Annotated in this window: 15 protein-coding genes; 4 read left to right on the forward strand and 11 right to left on the reverse strand. The window is 59.9% G+C overall.

All coding sequences use genetic code 11. The features are described from left to right. Positions 1-7: 7 nt before the first annotated feature. From sdhA to sdhC, 3 genes are read right to left on the reverse strand one after another with little or no spacing between them, the layout of a single operon-like run. A complete protein-coding gene (sdhA, locus tag L8K08_RS00735; RefSeq protein WP_145164991.1) occupies positions 8-1,780 on the reverse strand; it encodes a succinate dehydrogenase flavoprotein subunit in 1,773 nt (590 codons plus the stop codon). 3 nt (positions 1,781-1,783) lie between these two features. Next, entirely contained in the window at positions 1,784-2,152 is a 369-nt protein-coding gene (sdhD, locus tag L8K08_RS00740; RefSeq protein ID WP_003172805.1) for a succinate dehydrogenase, hydrophobic membrane anchor protein, read from the reverse strand. After that, on the reverse strand, positions 2,146-2,520 hold the full coding sequence (gene sdhC / locus L8K08_RS00745; RefSeq protein WP_106576743.1) for a succinate dehydrogenase, cytochrome b556 subunit: 375 nt from the start codon (positions 2,518-2,520) through the stop codon (positions 2,146-2,148). The genes sdhD and sdhC overlap by 7 nt, the downstream gene beginning before the upstream one ends. Before the next feature lie 365 nt (positions 2,521-2,885). On the opposite strand from sdhC, the gene gltA reads away from it, so the two are divergent. After that, a complete protein-coding gene (gene gltA / locus L8K08_RS00750) occupies positions 2,886-4,175 on the forward strand; it encodes a citrate synthase (protein WP_078047629.1) in 1,290 nt (429 codons plus the stop codon). 219 nt (positions 4,176-4,394) lie between these two features. Here the strand turns inward: gltA and L8K08_RS00755 are convergent, their stop codons facing one another. The 3 genes from L8K08_RS00755 to L8K08_RS00765 all read right to left on the reverse strand — a co-directional run bounded on the left by L8K08_RS00755 (position 4,395) and on the right by L8K08_RS00765 (position 7,499). Next, complete coding sequence (locus tag L8K08_RS00755) at positions 4,395-6,053, reverse strand: cation acetate symporter (RefSeq protein WP_145164993.1); 1,659 nt, start codon at positions 6,051-6,053, stop codon at positions 4,395-4,397. Next, positions 6,050-6,361 carry a DUF485 domain-containing protein gene (locus tag L8K08_RS00760; protein WP_242193701.1) on the reverse strand — a complete coding sequence of 104 codons (312 nt, stop codon included), beginning with the start codon at positions 6,359-6,361 and terminating at the stop codon, positions 6,050-6,052. Before L8K08_RS00760 ends, L8K08_RS00755 begins: the two co-directional genes overlap by 4 nt. A 286-nt stretch (positions 6,362-6,647) precedes the next feature. Continuing rightward, positions 6,648-7,499: a glycine betaine ABC transporter substrate-binding protein gene (locus L8K08_RS00765; RefSeq protein WP_145164995.1), complete on the reverse strand. Its 852-nt coding sequence runs from the start codon at positions 7,497-7,499 to the stop codon at positions 6,648-6,650. A gap of 331 nt (positions 7,500-7,830) precedes the next feature. Between L8K08_RS00765 and L8K08_RS00770 the strand changes: the two genes are divergently transcribed. Next, a complete protein-coding gene (locus tag L8K08_RS00770; RefSeq protein WP_242193703.1) occupies positions 7,831-9,384 on the forward strand; it encodes a glycosyl hydrolase family 17 protein in 1,554 nt (517 codons plus the stop codon). A 90-nt stretch (positions 9,385-9,474) separates the two neighbouring features. Here L8K08_RS00770 and L8K08_RS00775 read toward each other — a convergent pair whose 3' ends face one another. Next, the gene (locus L8K08_RS00775; protein ID WP_106576748.1) at positions 9,475-9,843 is read right to left on the reverse strand and encodes a hypothetical protein; all 369 of its coding nucleotides are present in this window, start codon (positions 9,841-9,843) and stop codon (positions 9,475-9,477) included. Between the two features lie 235 nt (positions 9,844-10,078). On the opposite strand from L8K08_RS00775, the gene L8K08_RS00780 reads away from it, so the two are divergent. Together L8K08_RS00780 and L8K08_RS00785 are read left to right on the forward strand one after the other, a co-directional pair. Then, a complete protein-coding gene (locus L8K08_RS00780) occupies positions 10,079-11,377 on the forward strand; it encodes a serine/threonine protein kinase (protein ID WP_106576749.1) in 1,299 nt (432 codons plus the stop codon). Beyond that, positions 11,370-12,158 (forward strand): VacJ family lipoprotein, encoded by a 789-nt coding sequence (locus tag L8K08_RS00785; protein ID WP_145164999.1) that lies wholly within the window; start codon positions 11,370-11,372, stop codon positions 12,156-12,158. Before L8K08_RS00780 ends, L8K08_RS00785 begins: the two co-directional genes overlap by 8 nt. 64 nt (positions 12,159-12,222) lie before the next feature. Here the strand turns inward: L8K08_RS00785 and L8K08_RS00790 are convergent, their stop codons facing one another. From L8K08_RS00790 to L8K08_RS00805, 4 genes are all read right to left on the reverse strand, one after another. Further along, positions 12,223-12,594, reverse strand: coding sequence for a DUF805 domain-containing protein (locus L8K08_RS00790; RefSeq protein WP_242193706.1), 372 nt, complete (start codon positions 12,592-12,594; stop codon positions 12,223-12,225). A gap of 147 nt (positions 12,595-12,741) precedes the next feature. Next, complete coding sequence (locus L8K08_RS00795; RefSeq protein WP_242193708.1) at positions 12,742-13,647, reverse strand: DUF808 domain-containing protein; 906 nt, start codon at positions 13,645-13,647, stop codon at positions 12,742-12,744. Positions 13,648-14,227: 580 nt separating this feature from the next. Beyond that, positions 14,228-15,640, reverse strand: a complete 1,413-nt coding sequence (locus tag L8K08_RS00800; RefSeq protein ID WP_242193710.1) for an efflux transporter outer membrane subunit — start codon at positions 15,638-15,640, stop codon at positions 14,228-14,230. After that, positions 15,637-18,762 carry an efflux RND transporter permease subunit gene (locus L8K08_RS00805; protein ID WP_242193712.1) on the reverse strand — a complete coding sequence of 1,042 codons (3,126 nt, stop codon included), beginning with the start codon at positions 18,760-18,762 and terminating at the stop codon, positions 15,637-15,639. Before L8K08_RS00805 ends, L8K08_RS00800 begins: the two co-directional genes overlap by 4 nt. Positions 18,763-18,766: the final 4 nt, after the last annotated feature.

The following is an 18,766-nucleotide window of genomic DNA, read 5'->3' on the forward strand; positions in this document are numbered from 1 at the left end:
GCCACCCTTAGTAAGTCCGAATCTTCGGTTCAAACGTCGGAACCGTCTTCGGCGAGAAGTTCACGGCACGCTTGGTCACGCGCTTGTCACCCGGGAAGTACAGGGTGTGGCACAACCAGTTCTCGTCGTCGCGGTCTTCAAAGTCTTCACGAGCGTGAGCACCACGGGATTCTTTACGAACCTCGGCGGCGATCGCAGTCGCTTCAGCCACTTCCAACAGGTTTTGCAGCTCAAGGGCTTCGATACGAGCGGTGTTGAACGCCTGGCTCTTATCGTTGATCTTGACGTTGGCGATGCGCTTGCGCAGATCGGCCAGCTGGGCAATACCCTTCTGCATGTATTCGCCGGTACGGAATACACCGAAGTAGTTTTGCATGCAGTTTTGCAGCTCGCGACGCAGGGTTGCCACGTCTTCGCCATCGGTACGCTCGTTCAGAGCGTTCAGGCGCGCCAGAGCAGTTTCGATGTTGGCGTCGGTCGCGTCATCGTATTCGATGCCGTCGGACAGTGCCTTCTCGAGGTGCAGGCCGGCAGCGCGACCGAATACCACCAGGTCGAGCAGCGAGTTGCCGCCCAGGCGGTTGGCGCCGTGAACCGATACGCACGCCACTTCGCCTACCGCGAACAGGCCGTGAATGATCTCGTCCACGCCGTCGGCGTTCTGAGTGATCGCCTGACCATGAATGTTGGTCGGCACGCCGCCCATCATGTAGTGGCAAGTCGGAACAACCGGAACCGGAGCAACCACCGGGTCAACGTGAGCAAAGGTCTTGGACAGCTCACAGATACCCGGCAGGCGGCTGTGCAGTACTTCTTCGCCCAGGTGATCGAGCTTGAGCAGTACGTGATCGCCATTAGGGCCACAGCCGTTACCGGCAATGATTTCCTTGACCATCGAACGGGCTACAACGTCACGACCGGCAAGGTCTTTCGCGTTCGGAGCATAACGCTCCATGAAGCGCTCGCCGTTCTTGTTGATCAGGTAGCCGCCTTCACCACGGCAACCTTCGGTTACCAGTACGCCGGCGCCGGCAATGCCGGTTGGGTGGAACTGCCACATTTCGATGTCTTGCACCGGTACGCCTGCACGCAGTGCCATGCCGACGCCGTCACCGGTGTTGATCAGGGCATTGGTGGTCGATGCGTAGATACGGCCTGCACCGCCAGTCGCCAGAACGGTAGCCTTGGCGCGGATGTAGGAGGTTTCACCGGTTTCGATGCAGATGGCGATCACGCCGACGAATGCGCCGTCAGCGTTTTTCACCAGGTCAACCGCGTAGTATTCGTTCAGGAACGTGGTGCCGGCTTTCAGGTTGCCCTGATACAGGGTGTGCAGCAGCGCGTGACCGGTACGGTCGGAAGCGGCGCACGTACGGGCAGCCTGGCCGCCTTTACCGTAATCCTTCGACTGGCCGCCGAATGGACGCTGGTAGATACGACCCTGCTCGGTACGCGAGAACGGCAGACCCATGTGGTCCAGCTCGAACACGGCGGCCGGGCCTTCCTGACACATGTATTCGATAGCGTCCTGGTCACCGATGTAGTCGGAACCCTTGACGGTGTCGTACATGTGCCAGCGCCAGTCATCGTTCGGGTCGGCGGACGCGATGGCGCAGGTGATGCCACCCTGGGCCGATACGGTGTGGGAACGCGTTGGGAACACTTTGGTGATCACGGCAGTCTTGTGACCGCCCTGGGCCAGCTGCAGCGCTGCGCGCATGCCAGCACCGCCGCCACCAATAATGATGGCGTCGAAGGAAATAGTTGGAATGTTAGCCATGAATCAGATACCCCAAAGAATCTGCACACCCCAGACGAAGTAAGCGAACATCGCGACGCCGCATACTGCCTGGAAGAGGAAACGGACTGCAGTCGCGGACTTGCCCAGCGCCATTGGCGTCAGGTAGTCAGTCGCGATGGTCCACATGCCGACCCAGGCGTGAGCGCCCAGAGCTACAAGTGCCAGCAGACTGAAGATTCGCATCGCATTGTGGGAAAACAGGCCGTGCCATTGCTCATAGCCGATGCCCGGGTTTGCGACGAGGTATCCGATCAGGAAAATGAAATAAGCCGCGAGAACGACCGCAGACACACGCTGTGCCATCCAGTCATAGAGGCCCGAACGCGAAAGGTTCGTAACGCTGGTTACCATATCCAAACTCCTGCCAGAACGATCAGCACCACGGAAATGGCGATGATGATTTTCGAGCCCAGGCGGCCGCCTTCCAGCGTCTCACCGATGCCCATATCCATGATCAAGTGGCGCACGCCGGCTACCAGATGATAAAGCAGAGCGGACAGGAGGCCCCATGCTACGAACTTGGCCAGCGGGCTGGTCAAGCATGCCTTCACCTCGGCAAAACCTTCCTCGGAACCCAGGGATTTGCTCAATGCATAAAGCATGATGCCCAAGCCCAGGAACAGGATGATGCCGGAAACACGGTGCAGGAACGACGTAACGCCGGTGATGGGGAGTTTGATGGTCCTTAGGTCTAGGTTTACAGGTCGTTGGCTATTCACGGCTTTTTTTCACACTGAAGAGCCCCTAACAATCAGGGCAAAGTTGTTGGGGAGTGCGACTGGTCAGGTAAGCACCACCCAGGGAGTGCGACCCCCAATGAAAGCAAGCCCAAAAGCCCTTGGCGGTCGGTGGCCGAGTATAGACAGTTAGGTTACTAATGACAACGCGCGCTCCTCACCCTAATAGCTGATTGCGCTGGCGGGATAAAAGGCGTAAATGGCAGTCAATTTCGACGAAAAAGTACGGTTAAAGCCTTCTGGAGCAAGACTTTAGGCAAATTGACATCTGAATTTATCTCACTATAGTGGTGCGGGCCCTGCGTGGGGGGTCTGTCTGATGATTTGAAGCATAAATAGGAGGCCACATGGCTGACAAAAAAGCGCAGTTGATCATCGAGGGCGCAGCCCCCGTCGAGCTGCCCATTTTAACCGGCACCGTTGGTCCCGATGTTATCGACGTACGGGGCCTGACGGCCACGGGCCGTTTCACTTTCGACCCAGGCTTCATGTCGACCGCCTCTTGCGAGTCGAAGATCACCTATATCGACGGCGACAATGGCATTCTGCTGCACCGGGGCTACCCGATCGAGCAGCTGGCCGAGCAATCGGACTACCTCGAAACCTGCTACCTGCTGCTAAATGGCGAATTGCCAACAGCCGAGCAAAAAGCCCAGTTCGTCAGCACCGTGAAGAACCACACCATGGTTCACGAGCAGTTGAAGACCTTCTTTAACGGCTTCCGTCGCGACGCCCACCCGATGGCCGTGATGTGCGGCGTGGTTGGCGCCCTGTCGGCCTTCTATCACGACTCCCTGGACATCAATAACCCGCAGCATCGCGAAATCTCCGCGATCCGCCTGGTTGCCAAGATGCCAACCCTGGCCGCAATGGTTTACAAGTACTCCATGGGGCAACCCATGATGTACCCGCGCAACGACCTGACGTACGCGGAAAACTTCCTGCACATGATGTTCAACACCCCGTGCGAGATCAAACCGATCAGCCCGACGCTCGCCAAGGCCATGGACCGGATCTTCATCCTCCACGCCGACCACGAGCAGAACGCCTCCACCTCGACCGTACGCCTGGCAGGCTCCTCGGGTGCCAACCCGTTCGCCTGTATCGCCGCCGGTATCGCCGCACTCTGGGGCCCTGCCCACGGCGGTGCGAACGAAGCCGTATTGACCATGCTCGATGAAATCGGCGATGTCTCGAACATCGACAAGTTCATCGCCAAGGCCAAGGACAAGAACGATCCGTTCAAGCTGATGGGCTTCGGTCACCGCGTCTACAAGAACCGTGACCCGCGCGCCACCGTGATGAAGCAGACCTGCGACGAAGTGTTGAAGGAACTGGGCATCAAGAACGATCCGCAACTCGAACTGGCCATGCGCCTGGAAGAGATCGCGCTGACCGATCCGTACTTCATCGAGCGCTCGCTGTACCCGAACGTCGACTTCTACTCGGGGATCATCCTCAAGGCGATCGGCATTCCCACCAGCATGTTCACCGTGATCTTCGCCCTGGCGCGGACCGTGGGCTGGATCTCCCACTGGAAAGAAATGCTCTCCAGCCCGTACAAGATTGGCCGCCCGCGCCAGCTGTACACCGGCTACGAGTCGCGTGACATCACCAAGCTGGAAGACCGCAAGTAAGCCAACCGCTTAGTTGCACCGAATAAGGCCTCCTCTGGAGGCCTTATTTGTTTCTGCCGAACGCGCGCCAACACCGATCACTCCCACCCCCCTCACCCGCTGAAAACCACTTTTATTGATGCAGGATTTAAGAAACAGTTTTGTTGTATCCGTGACCAATAAATGCAAAAAAAAGCCCCGATCTTGCGACCGGGGCTTTTTTTGTAACCGTTACGACACTTAGTGGTTAACCGCCCCACTCGCCCCCAGGCCCGTTTGTGAACGCACAAACTGCGGGAAGTACAGCGCACGCTCTTTCTCTGCCGCCGCCGACTTGTCGGTGATGGAGAAGAACCAGATGCCGATGAACGCAATGATCATCGAGAACAGCGCCGGGTATTCGTACGGAAAGATGGCTTTCTCGTGGTGCAGGATCGACACCCAGATGGTCGGTCCGAGGATCATCAGGCCAACGGCACTGATCAAGCCCAGCCAGCCGCCAATCATCGCGCCGCGGGTGGTGAGGTTTTTCCAGTACATGGAAAGCAGCAGCACCGGGAAGTTACAGCTGGCGGCAATGGAGAACGCCAGGCCGACCATGAACGCAATGTTCTGGCTTTCGAACAGGATACCCAAGCCGATTGCCAGCACCGCCAGGGCGATGGTGGTGATCTTCGACACGCGAATCTCATCCTTCTCGTTGGCCTTGCCTTTCTTGATCACGCTGGCATACAGGTCATGGGACACCGCCGAAGCACCCGCCAAGGTCAGGCCGGCAACCACTGCCAGAATGGTGGCAAACGCCACGGCCGAGATGAAGCCCAGGAAAATACTGCCGCCCACCGCGTTGGCCAGGTGCACCGCCGCCATGTTGTTGCCGCCGAGCAAGGCGCCTGCCGCATCCTTGAACGCCGGGTTGGTGCTGACCAGCAGGATCGCGCCAAAGCCGATGATAAAGGTCAGGATGTAGAAGTAACCGATGAAACCGGTGGCATACAGCACGCTCTTACGCGCTTCCTTGGCGTCGCTTACGGTGAAGAAGCGCATCAGGATGTGCGGCAGGCCAGCAGTACCGAACATCAGCGCCAGCCCCAGGGAGAACGCCGAGATCGGGTCTTTCACCAGGCCGCCCGGGCTCATGATCGCTTCACCTTTAGGGTGAACCTTGATCGCCTCGGCAAACAGCGTGTTGAAGTCGAAGTTGACGTGCTTCATCACCATCAGCGCCATGAACGAGGCACCGGACAGCAACAGCACAGCCTTGATGATCTGTACCCAGGTGGTCGCCAGCATGCCGCCGAACAACACATACAGGCACATCAGGATACCCACCAGAATCACCGCAACGTGGTAATCCAGGCCGAACAGCAGTTGGATCAGCTTGCCCGCGCCGACCATCTGCGCGATCAGGTAGAACGCCACCACCACCAGCGAACCACAGGCCGACAGGCTGCGGATCTGGGTTTGCCCGAGGCGATAGGACGCCACGTCGGCAAAGGTGTACTTGCCCAGGTTACGCAGGCGCTCGGCGATCAGGAACAGAATGATCGGCCAGCCCACCAGGAAGCCGATCGAATAGATCAGGCCGTCATAACCGGAGGTGAACACCAGCGCGGAAATGCCCAGGAAGGACGCCGCCGACATATAGTCGCCAGCAATCGCCAGGCCGTTCTGGAAGCCGGTAATCTTGCCGCCGGCCGCATAGTAATCAGCCGCCGATTTGTTGCGCTTGGACGCCCAGTAGGTGATGCACAGGGTTGCACCGACAAACGCCACGAACATCAGGATCGCGGCGATATTCAGCGGTTGCTTGTGCACTTCACCGGTCAAGGCATCCGCCGCCCAAACGGCGGGCGCGAAGATCGAAGCGCCACATACAGCCAATAGACGCCGGATCATTGCGCAGCCTCCTTGAGAATCGCATTGTTCAGGTCGTCGAATTCGCCGTTGGCGCGTCGTACGTAGACGCCGGTAAGAATGAAGGCCGACACAATCAGCCCGACCCCGATCGGGATTCCCCAGGTAATCGAGGAACCGGGGCTGAGCTTGGCCCCCAGCACTTGTGGCCCGTAGGCAATCAACAGGATGAAAGCGGAGTAAAGCCCTAGCATGATCGCCGAGAGAATCCAGGCGAACCTTTCCCTTTTTCTCACCAGCTCCTTGAAACGCGGGCTGTTTTGAATCGAGAGGTAAATGCTGTCGTTCATTGTTTTTATCCTCGCAGCACAGCTTTTTATTATTTTGGAACATATCCACTGTATGCGGCTGCGGAACAGGTTCCAGACGACCTTAGTAGTAGAACGAGATAGCAACTTCGCAAGTTTTTAAGCCAACAAATAAACAACAGCCTGAATGCAGGCAAAAAAATGTGGGAGCGGGCTTGCTCGCGAAAGCGGTGCATCAGTCAATACATGGGCTGACTGACACACCGCCTTCGCGGGCAAGCCCGCTCCCACATTAGGGTTGTGGCGGGGCTTCTAAAGAGTTAGTGCTTTATTTGGCAGTCCACTCGGCCACACGCTCAGGGTGTTTGGCGACCCAATCCTTGGCCGCGGCATCAGGCTTGGCGCCTTCCTGGATTGCGAGCATGACTTCGCCGATTTCGTCCTTGGAGGCCCACTGGAATTTCTTCAAAAAGGCCGCGACTTCCGGCGCTTTCTTCTCCAGGCCCTTGCTGCCGATGCTGTTGACGGTTTCAGCAGCCCCATAAATTCCTTTTGGATCGTCCAGGAAACGCAGTTTCCACTTGGCGAACATCCAGTGTGGCACCCAACCGGTGACCGCAATGGACTCCTGTTTGTCTTCGGCACGGGTCAGTTCGGCAATCATCGCGGCGCCCGAGCTGGCTTGCAGCTTGTAGTCCAGGCCATAGGCCTTGATCGCTTCGTCGGTCTTGAGCATCACGCCTGAACCGGCGTCGATGCCGACAATCTTGTTCTTGAAGGTGGTGTCGGTCTTGAGGTCTTCAATCGATTTGGCCTTGACGTACTCCGGCACGATCAGGCCAATTTTTGCATCCTTGAAGTTGGGGCCGTAGTCGACCACCTTGTCCTTGTTCTTGGCCCAGTACTCACCGTGGGTCACGGGCAGCCAGGCGGAGAGCATGGCGTCGAGCTTGCCGGTGGCCACGCCCTGCCACATGATCCCGGTAGCGACGGCCTGCAGTTTCACGTCATAACCGAGCTTTTCCTTGATCACTTCTGCCGCCACGTGGGTGGTGGCAACGCTGTCAGACCAGCCATCTACGTAACCGATGCTCAGGGTTTTGCTGTCGGCGCTGGCCAGTGTGGAGCTCATCGCAACTACCAGAGTGGCAGCTGCGCCCAAGAGTCGTCGCATCTTCATAGTACTTCCCCGAAAGTGCTGCGCCCGGCGGATGCCGAGCGACGTCAACCTGTTGTTATGTGGTGCACCGCGCCCCCTTCACGCGCATCGATCCGGCGGCCCAGACATCAGTGGAGTGCTGACACTTCGATCATCAACCTGCCGGGACCTTGGACCTGCTCTGACTGCGACCTCAGGTAAGCAAGAAACGACATCACATCGCCAGCAGGACGATTTGTAGGACATCGCAGCAAAATCCCGCCCGAACTTTGCATGTCTAAATTATGCGGCCCCACTGGGAAGGGCTAAATCCGGGTAAGATGCGCGCCTTTGCTCCCCAGATAAGCCGACCATGCCCGCGACTGCCCGCTTCCCTGCCCTGCCCTATATTTTCGCCCTGATCCTCGGCGTACTTGCCCTTGTCGGCTATTGGTACGGCCTCGGCCGGCCCGTGGTGTTGCCGGACGTGGCCAGCGCCAGCCACAAAATGCAATGTGCCTCGTACACGCCGTTCGACAAGGACCAGTCGCCGTTCGACCAGCCCTTCAAGCTGCGCCCCGAGCGCATGGACGCCGACCTGGCCCTGCTGGCCACCCGCTTTGAATGCATTCGCACCTACTCCATGACCGGCCTGGAAGCCTTGCCGGACCTGGCACGCAAACATGGGTTGAAGTTGATGGCCGGCGCCTGGGTCAGCAGTGACCCGGTTGCCACCGAAAAAGAAGTCGCCGAGTTGATCGCTGCGGCCAACGCCAACCCTGACGTGGTCACCTCGGTGATCGTCGGCAACGAAGCGCTGCTGCGCAAGGAAGTCACCGCCAAGCAGTTGGTGACGCTGATCCACAAGGTCAAAAGCCAGATCAAGCAGCCGGTGACTTATGCCGACGTGTGGGAGTTCTGGCTCAAGCACCCGGAAATCGCTCCGGCGGTGGACTTCCTGACCATTCACCTGCTGCCGTACTGGGAAGATGACCCGTCGGGCATCGACCAGGCGCTCAAGCACGTGGGTGATGTACGTCAGACTTTCGGCAACACGTTCGCGCCCAAGGATGTGCTGATCGGCGAGACCGGCTGGCCCAGCGAAGGCCGCCAACGCGAAACCGCCGTGCCGAGCCGGGTCAATGAGGCCAAGTTCATGCGCGGCTTTGTGGCCATGGCCGAGGCCAATGGCTGGCATTACAACCTGATCGAAGCCTTTGACCAGCCATGGAAACGCGCCAGCGAAGGCGCGGTCGGGGGTTACTGGGGGCTGTTTGATGCTGATCGCCAGGACAAGGGCATCCTCGCCGGGCCGGTCAGCAATGTGCCGTACTGGCCGCTGTGGCTGAGCGTGGGTGGGATTATCCTGCTGGGCACCTTGGTACTTGGCGGGCGCGTTCGCAGCACGCGCGCAGCACTCATGCTGCCATTGCTCGGTGCCGTAGCGGCCTGTTCCATCGGCACCTGGGCCGAGCTGAACCGCGTTACCGCGCGCTTCAACGATGAATGGGTGTGGGCAGGCTTGCTGGTGGTGTTGAACCTGCTGGTGCTGGCCCACGCCGCCCTGGCCCTGAGCGCGCGCGACGGTTGGCGTGAGCGGGCATTCAACTGGCTGGAGCAACGCGCGGGCTGGCTGGTGGCAATTGCCGGGTTCGCCGGTGCGGTAATGATGCTCGCGCTGGTGTTTGACCCGCGTTATCGCAGCTTCCCGAGTGCGGCGCTGGTGTTGCCGGCGCTGGTTTACCTGGTTCGCCCGGTAACCGGCCCGCGTCGGGAGATTGCGCTGCTGGCCTTCATCATCGGCGCAGGCATTGCGCCACAGCTGTATCGCGAAGGGTTGCAGAACCAGCAGGCGTGGGGTTGGGCAATCGTGAGTGTGCTGATGGTTGTAGCCTTGTGGCGTTGCTTGCGCGTGCGCAAGGCCTAAGAGCGCCATCGCAGGCAAGCCCGCTCCCACATTAAGGCCGGATTCACGCGGTCAAAATGTGGGAGCGGGCTTGCTCGCGAAGAGACCCTGTCAGGCAGCCCGCGGCTTCCTGACCAACCGCAGCCCTGCAATCACCACCGCAAACACCGCAAACGTGGTGTTGTACAACGCCAGCGCCGGCAAGCCGAACACCATCCCCAACACGGCCAGGCCCCATCCGGCACGGCCCGGCACAAAAAATCCCAGCACCGATGTAACCAACGCCGCCCAGCCCAAGACCTTGAAGTGAATCATCAACCCCAGGTTTGAACGCAACTGGCATTCCCAGCGGCTGGCCTCATCGGCGCAGATGCCAACCCACTGGCCATCCTCCATAAAACCGTAACGTGCGCCATAACTGGCGGCCAGCCATAAAGGCAAGGCAATAAGCAGCAGGATCAGCGGCAAACGACGGGACATGGGGCACTCCGATAGACAAAAACGGCGCTCAGCTTAATCCCACGGCGGCCGTTAGCAAGCGGTGTGCACAGATAAGTATTCATCCATGCCTCGCAAAGTGTATCTTCTGGCTACTATTACCCCGATTCCGTGGCTTTTTTCCGACTTTTAGTGCCGAGAGCTGGCACTTCGGTGGCAACGCGGTGGTCATAGCCTGCGAACTTCATTCAGCACGTTTCCTCTTAGGGATTAAGTCATGCTCCGTTCCTTGCGCTGTGCTGCCTTGCTGGGCAGCCTATTTTTGAGTGCGTCAGCACTGGCCGTCGACATCGACCAAGCCAGCTATGGCTACCCTTTGACCAACCCGTTCGAAGCGACCATTGCGACCACCCCGCCTGACCTTCGGCCTAAATTGCCGACCGACGACGAGATCAACCAGTCCGACTACACGCTGAACATGCGCCCCGAGCGCGAGTTCAGCCTGCCGGACAACTTCTGGGCGGTGAAGAAACTCACCTATCGCATCGCCAAACAAGACCACGCCGCGCCGCTGATCTTCCTGATCGCAGGCACCGGCGCGCGGTTTGACAGCAGCATCAACGAATACCTGAAAAAACTCTATTACCAGGCCGGCTACCACGTGGTGCAGCTGTCGTCGCCAACCAGCTTCGATTTCATCAGCGCCGCCTCGCGCTTCGCCACCCCGGGGATCACCCAGGAAGACGCCGAGGACATGTACCGCGTGATGCAAGCCGTGCGCGCGCAGAACGCCTCGCTGCCGGTGACCGACTTCTACCTCACCGGCTACAGCCTCGGCGCCCTGGATGCGGCATTTGTCAGCAAGCTCGACGAGACCCGTCGCAGCTTCAACTTCAAAAAGGTGCTGCTGCTCAACCCGCCGGTCAACCTCTACACCTCGATCACCAACCTCGACAAGCTGGTACAGACCGAGGTCAAAGGCATCAACAACACCACCACCTTCTATGAGCTGGTGCTGAGCAAGCTGACCCGCTACTTCCAGCAAAAGGGCTACATCGACCTCAATGACGCCTTGCTCTACGACTTCCAGAACTCCAAGCAGCACCTGACCAACGAACAAATGGCGATGCTGATCGGCACCTCGTTCCGCTTCTCGGCGGCCGACATTGCCTTTACCTCGGACCTGATCAACCGCCGCGGTCTGATCATTCCGCCTAAGTACCCGATCACCGAAGGCACCAGCCTCACGCCGTTCCTCAAGCGTGCGCTGCAATGCGACTTCGACTGCTACCTCACCGAACAAGTGATCCCCATGTGGCGCGCGCGTTCCGACGGCGGCAGCCTGCTGCAACTGGTTGACCAGGTGAGCCTGTACGCGCTCAAGGACTACCTGCACAGCAGCCCGAAAATCGCGGTGATGCACAACGCCGACGACGTGATCCTCGGCCCTGGCGACCTCGGTTTCCTGCGTAAAACCTTCGGCGATCGCTTGACCGTCTACCCGCTGGGCGGCCACTGCGGCAACCTTAATTACCGCGTCAACGCCGACGCCATGCTGGAGTTCTTCCGTGGCTAAATATCTTCTGCTGCTCGCCGCCCTGATGTGCGCGGGCGTCGCCAATGCCGACAACAGCAAGGCGCATGAACCGGTCAAGGTCGACGCCGATGGCTTCAAGGAGCCGCTGACCAAGCTCAAGTTCAACCCGGGCCTGGACCAGCGCGAGTTCGAGCGTTCATCGCTGACCGCGCTCAACGTGTACGACCCGCTGGAGTCGTGGAACCGCCGCGTGTACCACTTCAACTATCGCTTCGACCAGTGGGTGTTCCTGCCGGTGGTTGACGGCTACCGCTATGTCACCCCGAGCTTCCTGCGCACCGGCGTGAGCAACTTCTTCAACAACCTGGGCGATGTGCCCAACCTGTTGAACAGCCTGCTGCAGCTCAAGGGCCATCGCTCCCTGGAAACCACCGGGCGCCTGCTGCTCAACACCACCATTGGCGTCGCCGGCCTGTGGGACCCAGCCACCGCCATGGGCCTGCCGCGTCAGAGCGAAGACTTCGGTCAAACCTTGGGCTTCTACGGCGTGCCTGGCGGCGCCTACCTGGTGCTGCCGATCTTCGGCCCGTCGAACCTGCGCGATACCACCGGCCTGATCGTCGACTATGGCGCGGAAACCGAGATCAACTTCCTCAACGTGTCCAAGGTCAGCGAAAACCACCCGGAAATCTGGGCCCTGCGCGCCGTCGACAAGCGCTACCAGACCAGCTTCCGCTACGGTCAGATGAACTCGCCGTTCGAGTATGAAAAGGTGCGTTACATCTACACCGAATCGCGCAAGTTGCAGATTGCCGAGTAAACGCCCTGCAGATACAAAAAAGCCACTCACCTAAATGAGTGGCTTTTTTGTTTGTGCTCCAACATCACGCAGCAGTACGTGACGTATCCACAGAGCGATTGGCAGATTGTTCTTTAGCGCCCGGCCATAACCCAAAACCAACCCAGAAGAGCGACCCGACAAAAGGCAACAACGTCCAGAACGAGTTGACCTGGCTGATGCCGTTATCGGTGAGCCTTCGGCATAACAGAGTGACCCTGGCAGGCAGCGTCAGCAGCAAATAACCCAAGCCAATACCCAAGGTAGTTTTTATCCAATCTTCAAAAAACCACCAGCAAATAGCTATGTATGCCCCTTCAATTACCTTATCAACCAACTGAAAATACCAGAAAGCTCTCCTGCTCGACCGCCCCTCGAATACAAATGATTTCTTCAGTGCGTCCAGATACCAATTCATTTAAAACTCCCTGATTAACAGACTCTGTAAAACGCCTGGATAGGCCAAACAGAGCCGCAGATCTTAGGAAGGATTGAATTGGTCCTCTGTAGGGAAAAGCCTAAAGCGCTGCGACTAGACTGACTCACACGCCCTGGCAAACACGTGTCAATGTCTTACTGCGTGCCAAATTTTCTCGAAGATTTGAACCACCACCAACGCTACCGCCCCCGCAATAATCCCGGCCACCGCATTGAGCAGCGTCGGCATCAGCCACGCCAGGCCACCGGTGCTCTGGCTCACCGTCTCAATCCAGTGATGCACCACCGGGACGCCGTGGGTGAGAATCCCGCCACCGACCATGAACATCGCCGCCGTGCCGATCACCGACAGGCTTTTCATCATGTAAGGCGCGGCACGCAAAATCGCCCCGCCGATGCTGCGCGCGGCCTGGCCGGGCTTTTGGGTCAGCCACAGACCGAGGTCATCAAGCTTGACGATACCGGCGACCAGGCCGTAAACGCCGATGGTCATGACAATGGCGATGCCCGACAGCACGATCACTTGCTGCATCAGCGGCGCATCGGCGACCGTGCCGAGGGTGATGGCGATGATTTCCGCCGACAGAATGAAGTCGGTACGGATCGCGCCCTTGATCTTGTCCTTCTCAAACGCAACCAAGTCAGTCGCCGGGTCCGCCACCGCTTCGACCAAGTGCGCCTGTTCCTCAGTGCGCTTGTGTATGAAGCTATGCGCGAGCTTTTCAAAGCCCTCGAAACACAGATAAGCCCCGCCCAGCATCAACAACGGCGTGACCGCCCACGGCGCAAACGCGCTGATTAGCAGCGCCGCAGGCACCAGAATCAACTTATTGAGAAACGAGCCCTTGGCCACCGCCCACACCACCGGGATCTCCCGCTCGGCCCGCACCCCGGAGACCTGCTGGGCATTCAACGCCAAGTCATCGCCGAGCACCCCGGCAGTCTTCTTGGCGGCCATTTTGGTCATCAACGCCACATCGTCGAGGACGGCGGCGATGTCGTCGATCAGTACCAGTAAGCTGCTTCCTGCCATGACACGGTCATCCTGTAAGTAAAGTGCCGCGAATATAACGCGGCGACCGTGAGGGAATATAGGTTTCCGCTGCGTGAAGGATTGCTGTTGATCTGGCTGTTGATCTGGCTTTTGCTTTTGCTCTGCTTTTGCTTTTGCTTTTGATCTGAGTCGCCCCGTCAACCACGCTGGCCGAACGCAGGCTTGAATCCGTGGGTAACCCGGCAGGACGCCGGGTTAGCCGCGCTGGGCCATGGATGGCCCATCGCGGCGGCCCACGGATTCAAGCCTTCGTTCGGGCACACCGAAGCGTGAGCGAGGTGCCGAGTGGTGAGGCGAGGACTTTTTGCTTACTTTTTGCTGGGCCGGCATTCCGGTCCTTCAAAAAGTGAGCCGCTGTAAGAGCGGAACCCTAAGTGGCCGTTACCGAAGGAATGGATATGTACTCCGACTAGATATCCCAGCCAACCGGCAGACCGCCTTCGCGAGCAAGCCCGCTCCCACAATTGGAATGTGCCAGGTCAGCAAGATACTGGGCAGCTCGGAGGTCGCTATCGCAGGCAAGCCAGCTCCCACAGTTTGATTGCGGTGAATCAACTCATCAGGGCGCCTGCCAACCACCGCCCAGGCTCTGGATCAGCGCCACACTGCCCTGGCTCAACTGGCCCTGCGTATCACGCAAATTCTGCTCCGCCTGCAGCAACACCAGTTGCTGAGTCAACACCGTCTCCCGACTGACAGTGCCTGCACGCAACTGCGCTTGCTGACTGCCGAACAACTGCTGATTGCGCTGGTACACCTGCTGGAAGGCATCCGCCTGAGTTTGCAGATGATTGATCGCCGACAAATTGTCCTCGACATTCTGCAAGGCACTCAACACCGTGCCCCGGTAATTCGCTGCAATCTGGTCATAACTCGCCTCAGCCTGCTTGACCGCCGCCTCCCGCGCGCCGCCATCAAAAATCGTCTCCGCCAACGCCGGGCCCAACGTCCAGATGCGATTGGGCAGGGAGAACAACCCACCCAAGGCACTGCCGCGATACCCCAGCTGAGCAGTCAGGTCCAGCGTGGGAAAGAACGCCGCCTCAGCCACGCCGATTTTGGCATTCGCCGCCGCCGCCGAGCGCTCGGCCGCAACCACATCAGGCCGGCGTTGCAACAAAGTCGAGGCCAAGGTCAACGGTGGCCGTGGCACCACGAATGCAAAATCAGTCCGTGGCGCAAGGTTGAACTCACTCGGCGCCACGCCCATCAGCACCGCCAAGGCATGCTCGTACTGCTCGCGATCACGCAGCGAGGTCTGCAAGTCGGCTATCGAGGTGGTCAATTGATCCTGAGCCACCAGCAACTGGTCATTGGTCGCCACGCCCTGCGTGAACTGCGCCTGGATCATGTCGAGCAATTGCTGATTGATGGTCTGCTGCTGTTGCAACAGGCGCACATCGATATTCATCTGCCGCAACGCCAGGTAATTGCTCGCCACGCTGGAACTGATCGACAACCGCACTCCGGCCAGCAGCGCATCCGATTGCTGAGCTGTGGCCTGGCTCGATTCGATGCCCCGGCGCACTTCCCCCCACAAATCCGGCTCCCAGCTTGCGGTCAATGTGGCGCTGACACTGTTCTTCACCCCGGTCGATGCCGTGGTGGTGGTGGACGTGCTGCCGTCACCGCCCTCGCCGCGCGACCCGGACAAGCCCACGCCCACCGTCGGCCACAACCCGGCGCGGCTCGACGCCACCTGCGCCTGGGCCAACCGATACGCCGCCTCAGCCGCAATGATCGACTGGTTGGCCTTGGCCGAACGCGCCACCAAGTCATTGAGCACCGGGTCCTGATAGGCCAGCCACCACTGGCTGTCCAACGCCCCTTGGGGGTTGGAGACCGCGCGCTGCCACTGCGCGCCCTCCTTGAACGACTGCGGCAGTTCCATCGCCGGCTTCTGGTAGTCCGGCCCGACCATGCAGCCCCCCAGCACCAGGCTGGCCAACAGCACGCTATATCTGAGTTTCATGACCTTGCTTCCTTGTGCCGCCCCAGGCGCTGAGACGCCCGGTCGAGCCAGAGGTAAATCACCGGAGTGGTGTAGAGCGTCAGCACCTGGCTGAACAACAGCCCACCAATAATCGAAATCCCCAACGGCCGGCGCAGTTCCGAGCCATAACCTGAGCCGAGCACCAGCGGCAGCGCGCCGAGAATCGCCGCCAGCGTTGTCATCATGATCGGCCGGAAGCGGATCAGGCAGGCGCGCCGGATCGCTTCCTTGGCCGTGAGGCCGAACTCCCGCCGTTCGGTGATCGCGAAGTCGATCATCATGATTGCGTTCTTCTTCACGATGCCGATCAACAGGATCACGCCCACCAGCGCGATGATCGACAACTCGGTGCCGGTCAGCAGCAAGGCGATCAACGCGCCGACGCCCGCCGAGGGCAAGGTGGAAAGGATAGTCAGCGGGTGCATCAGGTTTTCATACAGAATGCCCAGCACGATGTACACCGAGAGCAATGCGGCGACGATCAGCAGCGGCTCGCTGGCCACCGACGACTGGAACACCTGGGCCGTGCCGGCAAACTGGCCGGTGACGCTGGCCGGCATGCGCAACTGTTTCACCGCGTCCTCCACCAGCGCGGTGGCCTGGCCGATCGAGGTGCCGGGGGCGAGGTTGAACGAGACGGTCACGGCCGGAAAAGTGCCTTGGTGGCTGATCGAAATCGCCGTGCGCGAGATGCTGTTATCGGCCAGCGCAGACAGCGGCACCAACGTCGTGGGCGTGGTCAGGTTCGGCGCGATGGTGGTGCCTTTGGCCGCCACTGCGGTGTTGCCGGCGGGCACGTAAATCCCCTTGAGCGCTTGAGGGTCAGTCCAGTACTGCGGGGCGATTTCCATCACCACGTGGTACTGGTTGGCGGCGCGGTAAAGGGTCGAGACCTGACGCTGGCCGAACGCGTCGTACAGCGTCTGGTCCACCGCCGACATGCCCACGCCGAGCCGCGCGGCGGTGTCGCGGTTGATGCTCACATTGGCCAATAGACTGTTGTCTTGCTGGTCGGTGTTCAAGTCGGTGAGTTGCGGCAACGTGTGCAGCACTTCCACCACCTTGGGCACCCATTCATCCAGGGATTGCTGGTCGTCGGCAGTCAGCGTGTATTGGTACTGCGCGCCGCTTTGTCGGCCGCCCACGGTGATGTCCTGGGCGGCCTGCAAAAACAGCTTGGTGCCAGGCAGATCGCCGAGGCTGCGGCGGATCTGGCCGATCACATCGACAGCACTGTCCTTGCGCTGATCAATCGGCTTGAGCAGCACAAACAGCTGCGCACTGTTGACCGCCCCGCCGCCACCGCCACCGCCGCCGACAAACCCGGCAGCAGTTTCCACATTGGGGTTTTGCATGACCTTGTGGTTGATCTGGGTGAAGTCCTTTTGCATCGCCCCGTAGGAAATACTCTGCGCCGCGATGATGCTGCCCTGCAGGCGGCCGGTGTCTTCCTGGGGAAAGAAGCCCTTGGGCACCAGCACGTACAGCACGCCCGCGAGCACGATCACCAGCACCGTCACCACGCCCATCAGGATCGAGTGCTCGATCACCCAGCCCAGCGTGCGGTCGTAGAAGCGGTGAAAGCGTGAGTCCGGGTGCTCATTGCCTTCGCGGATTTCCTTGGGTGCGCGCAGCAGCACGCTGGCGAGCATCGGCGTCACCGTCAGCGAAATCACCATCGAGATGACGATGGCCACCGACAGCGACACCGAGAACTCGCGAAACAGCCGCCCGACAATCCCGCCCATCAGCAGCAACGGAATAAACACCGCCACCAGCGACACGCTGATGGTCAGCACCGTAAAGCCGACTTCCTGCGCCCCGGCCAGTGCGGCTTCGACCCGCGTCTTGCCGCGCTCCAGGTGACGCATGATGTTTTCCACCACCACGATCGCATCGTCGACCACAAAGCCGGTGGAAATGGTCAGCGCCATCAACGACAGGTTATTCAGGCTGTAGCCGAGGAAGTACATCGCGCCAAAGGTGCCAAGCAACGACAACGGCACCACCACAGCCGGCACCAGAGTGCTGCGCCAGTCGCGGAAGAAGCCGAAGGTCACCAGCGTCACCAGCAGGATCGAGGCCAGCAAGGTCACTTCCACGTCATGCAACGACGCGCGAATGGTGGTGGTGCGGTCCATCAGCAGGTTGAGCTTGATCGACGCCGGGATCGAGCTTTGCAAAAACGGCAGCGAGGCTTTCACCGCGTCCACCGTGTCGATCACGTTGGCGCCCGGTTGCTTGAACACCACCAGCAGCACCGCCGGCTTGCCGTTGGACAGGCCGAAGTTGCGCAGGTCCTGCACGTCTTCGCGCACATAACCGAGGTCGGCAATGTGGATCAGGTCGCCGTTTTTGGCCTTGACCACCAGCGGCCCGTAATCGTTGCTGTCGAGCAACTGGTCATTAGCGCCAATGCCATACGAGCGATCGCCCACCGCCACATTGCCCTTGGGCAAGTTGGCGTTGGAGGCGCCGATGACCTGGCGCACCTGCTCCAGGCTCACGCCGTACTGGTTGAGCCGGTCCGGGTTCAGCTCAATGCGCACCGCCGGCAATGCGCCGCCGCCCACCGTGACGTCGCCGACGCCAGTGGTCTGCAACAGGCGTTGTTCGAGCACCGTCGAGGCCGCATCGTACATCTGCCCCGGCGTGGCGCTGTCGGAGGTCAGGCTGATGATCAGGATCGGCGAATCGGCCGGGTTGACCTTGCGGTAGGTCGGGTTGCCGGACAAGTCGCTGGGCAAGTTGCTGCGCGCGGCGTTGATCGCCGCCTGCACGTCCCGCGCGGCGCCGTCGATGTCGCGGCTCAGATCAAACTGCATAGTGATGCGCGTCGAGCCGAGGCTGCTGGCGGAGGTCATTTGCGTGACCCCGGCGATCTGCCCGAACTGGCGCTCCAGCGGCGTGGCCACGGAGCTGGCGACGGTGGTCGGGTCGGCGCCAGGTAATGAGGCGCTGACGCTGATGGTGGGGAAATCCACTTCCGGCAACGGCGCCACCGGCAACAGGTTGAACGCCAGTACACCAAACAACGCCAGCCCGGCCGCCAGCAGCGTGGTGGCAATCGGGCGATGGATAAACGGCGCGCTGAGGTTCATCGCA

This window comes from Pseudomonas sp. TREG-RG-20F-10-E-6-01 (genome assembly GCF_022662455.1).
GTDB lineage: Bacteria > Pseudomonadota > Gammaproteobacteria > Pseudomonadales > Pseudomonadaceae > Aquipseudomonas.

Excerpts from the sequence above, each read along its gene's own strand:
- sdhA (WP_145164991.1), bottom strand. The coding sequence starts at position 1,780 with ATGGCTAACATTCCAACTATTTCCTTCGACGCCATCATTATTGGTGGC.
- sdhD (WP_003172805.1), bottom strand. The coding sequence starts at position 2,152 with ATGGTAACCAGCGTTACGAACCTTTCGCGTTCGGGCCTCTATGACTGG.
- gltA (WP_078047629.1), top strand. The coding sequence starts at position 2,886 with ATGGCTGACAAAAAAGCGCAGTTGATCATCGAGGGCGCAGCCCCCGTC.
- L8K08_RS00755 (WP_145164993.1), bottom strand. The coding sequence starts at position 6,053 with ATGATCCGGCGTCTATTGGCTGTATGTGGCGCTTCGATCTTCGCGCCC.
- L8K08_RS00760 (WP_242193701.1), bottom strand. The coding sequence starts at position 6,361 with ATGAACGACAGCATTTACCTCTCGATTCAAAACAGCCCGCGTTTCAAG.
- L8K08_RS00765 (WP_145164995.1), bottom strand. The coding sequence starts at position 7,499 with ATGAAGATGCGACGACTCTTGGGCGCAGCTGCCACTCTGGTAGTTGCG.
- L8K08_RS00770 (WP_242193703.1), top strand. The coding sequence starts at position 7,831 with ATGCCCGCGACTGCCCGCTTCCCTGCCCTGCCCTATATTTTCGCCCTG.
- L8K08_RS00775 (WP_106576748.1), bottom strand. The coding sequence starts at position 9,843 with ATGTCCCGTCGTTTGCCGCTGATCCTGCTGCTTATTGCCTTGCCTTTA.
- L8K08_RS00780 (WP_106576749.1), top strand. The coding sequence starts at position 10,079 with ATGCTCCGTTCCTTGCGCTGTGCTGCCTTGCTGGGCAGCCTATTTTTG.
- L8K08_RS00790 (WP_242193706.1), bottom strand. The coding sequence starts at position 12,594 with ATGAATTGGTATCTGGACGCACTGAAGAAATCATTTGTATTCGAGGGG.
- L8K08_RS00795 (WP_242193708.1), bottom strand. The coding sequence starts at position 13,647 with ATGGCAGGAAGCAGCTTACTGGTACTGATCGACGACATCGCCGCCGTC.
- L8K08_RS00800 (WP_242193710.1), bottom strand. The coding sequence starts at position 15,640 with ATGAAACTCAGATATAGCGTGCTGTTGGCCAGCCTGGTGCTGGGGGGC.
- L8K08_RS00805 (WP_242193712.1), bottom strand. The coding sequence starts at position 18,762 with ATGAACCTCAGCGCGCCGTTTATCCATCGCCCGATTGCCACCACGCTG.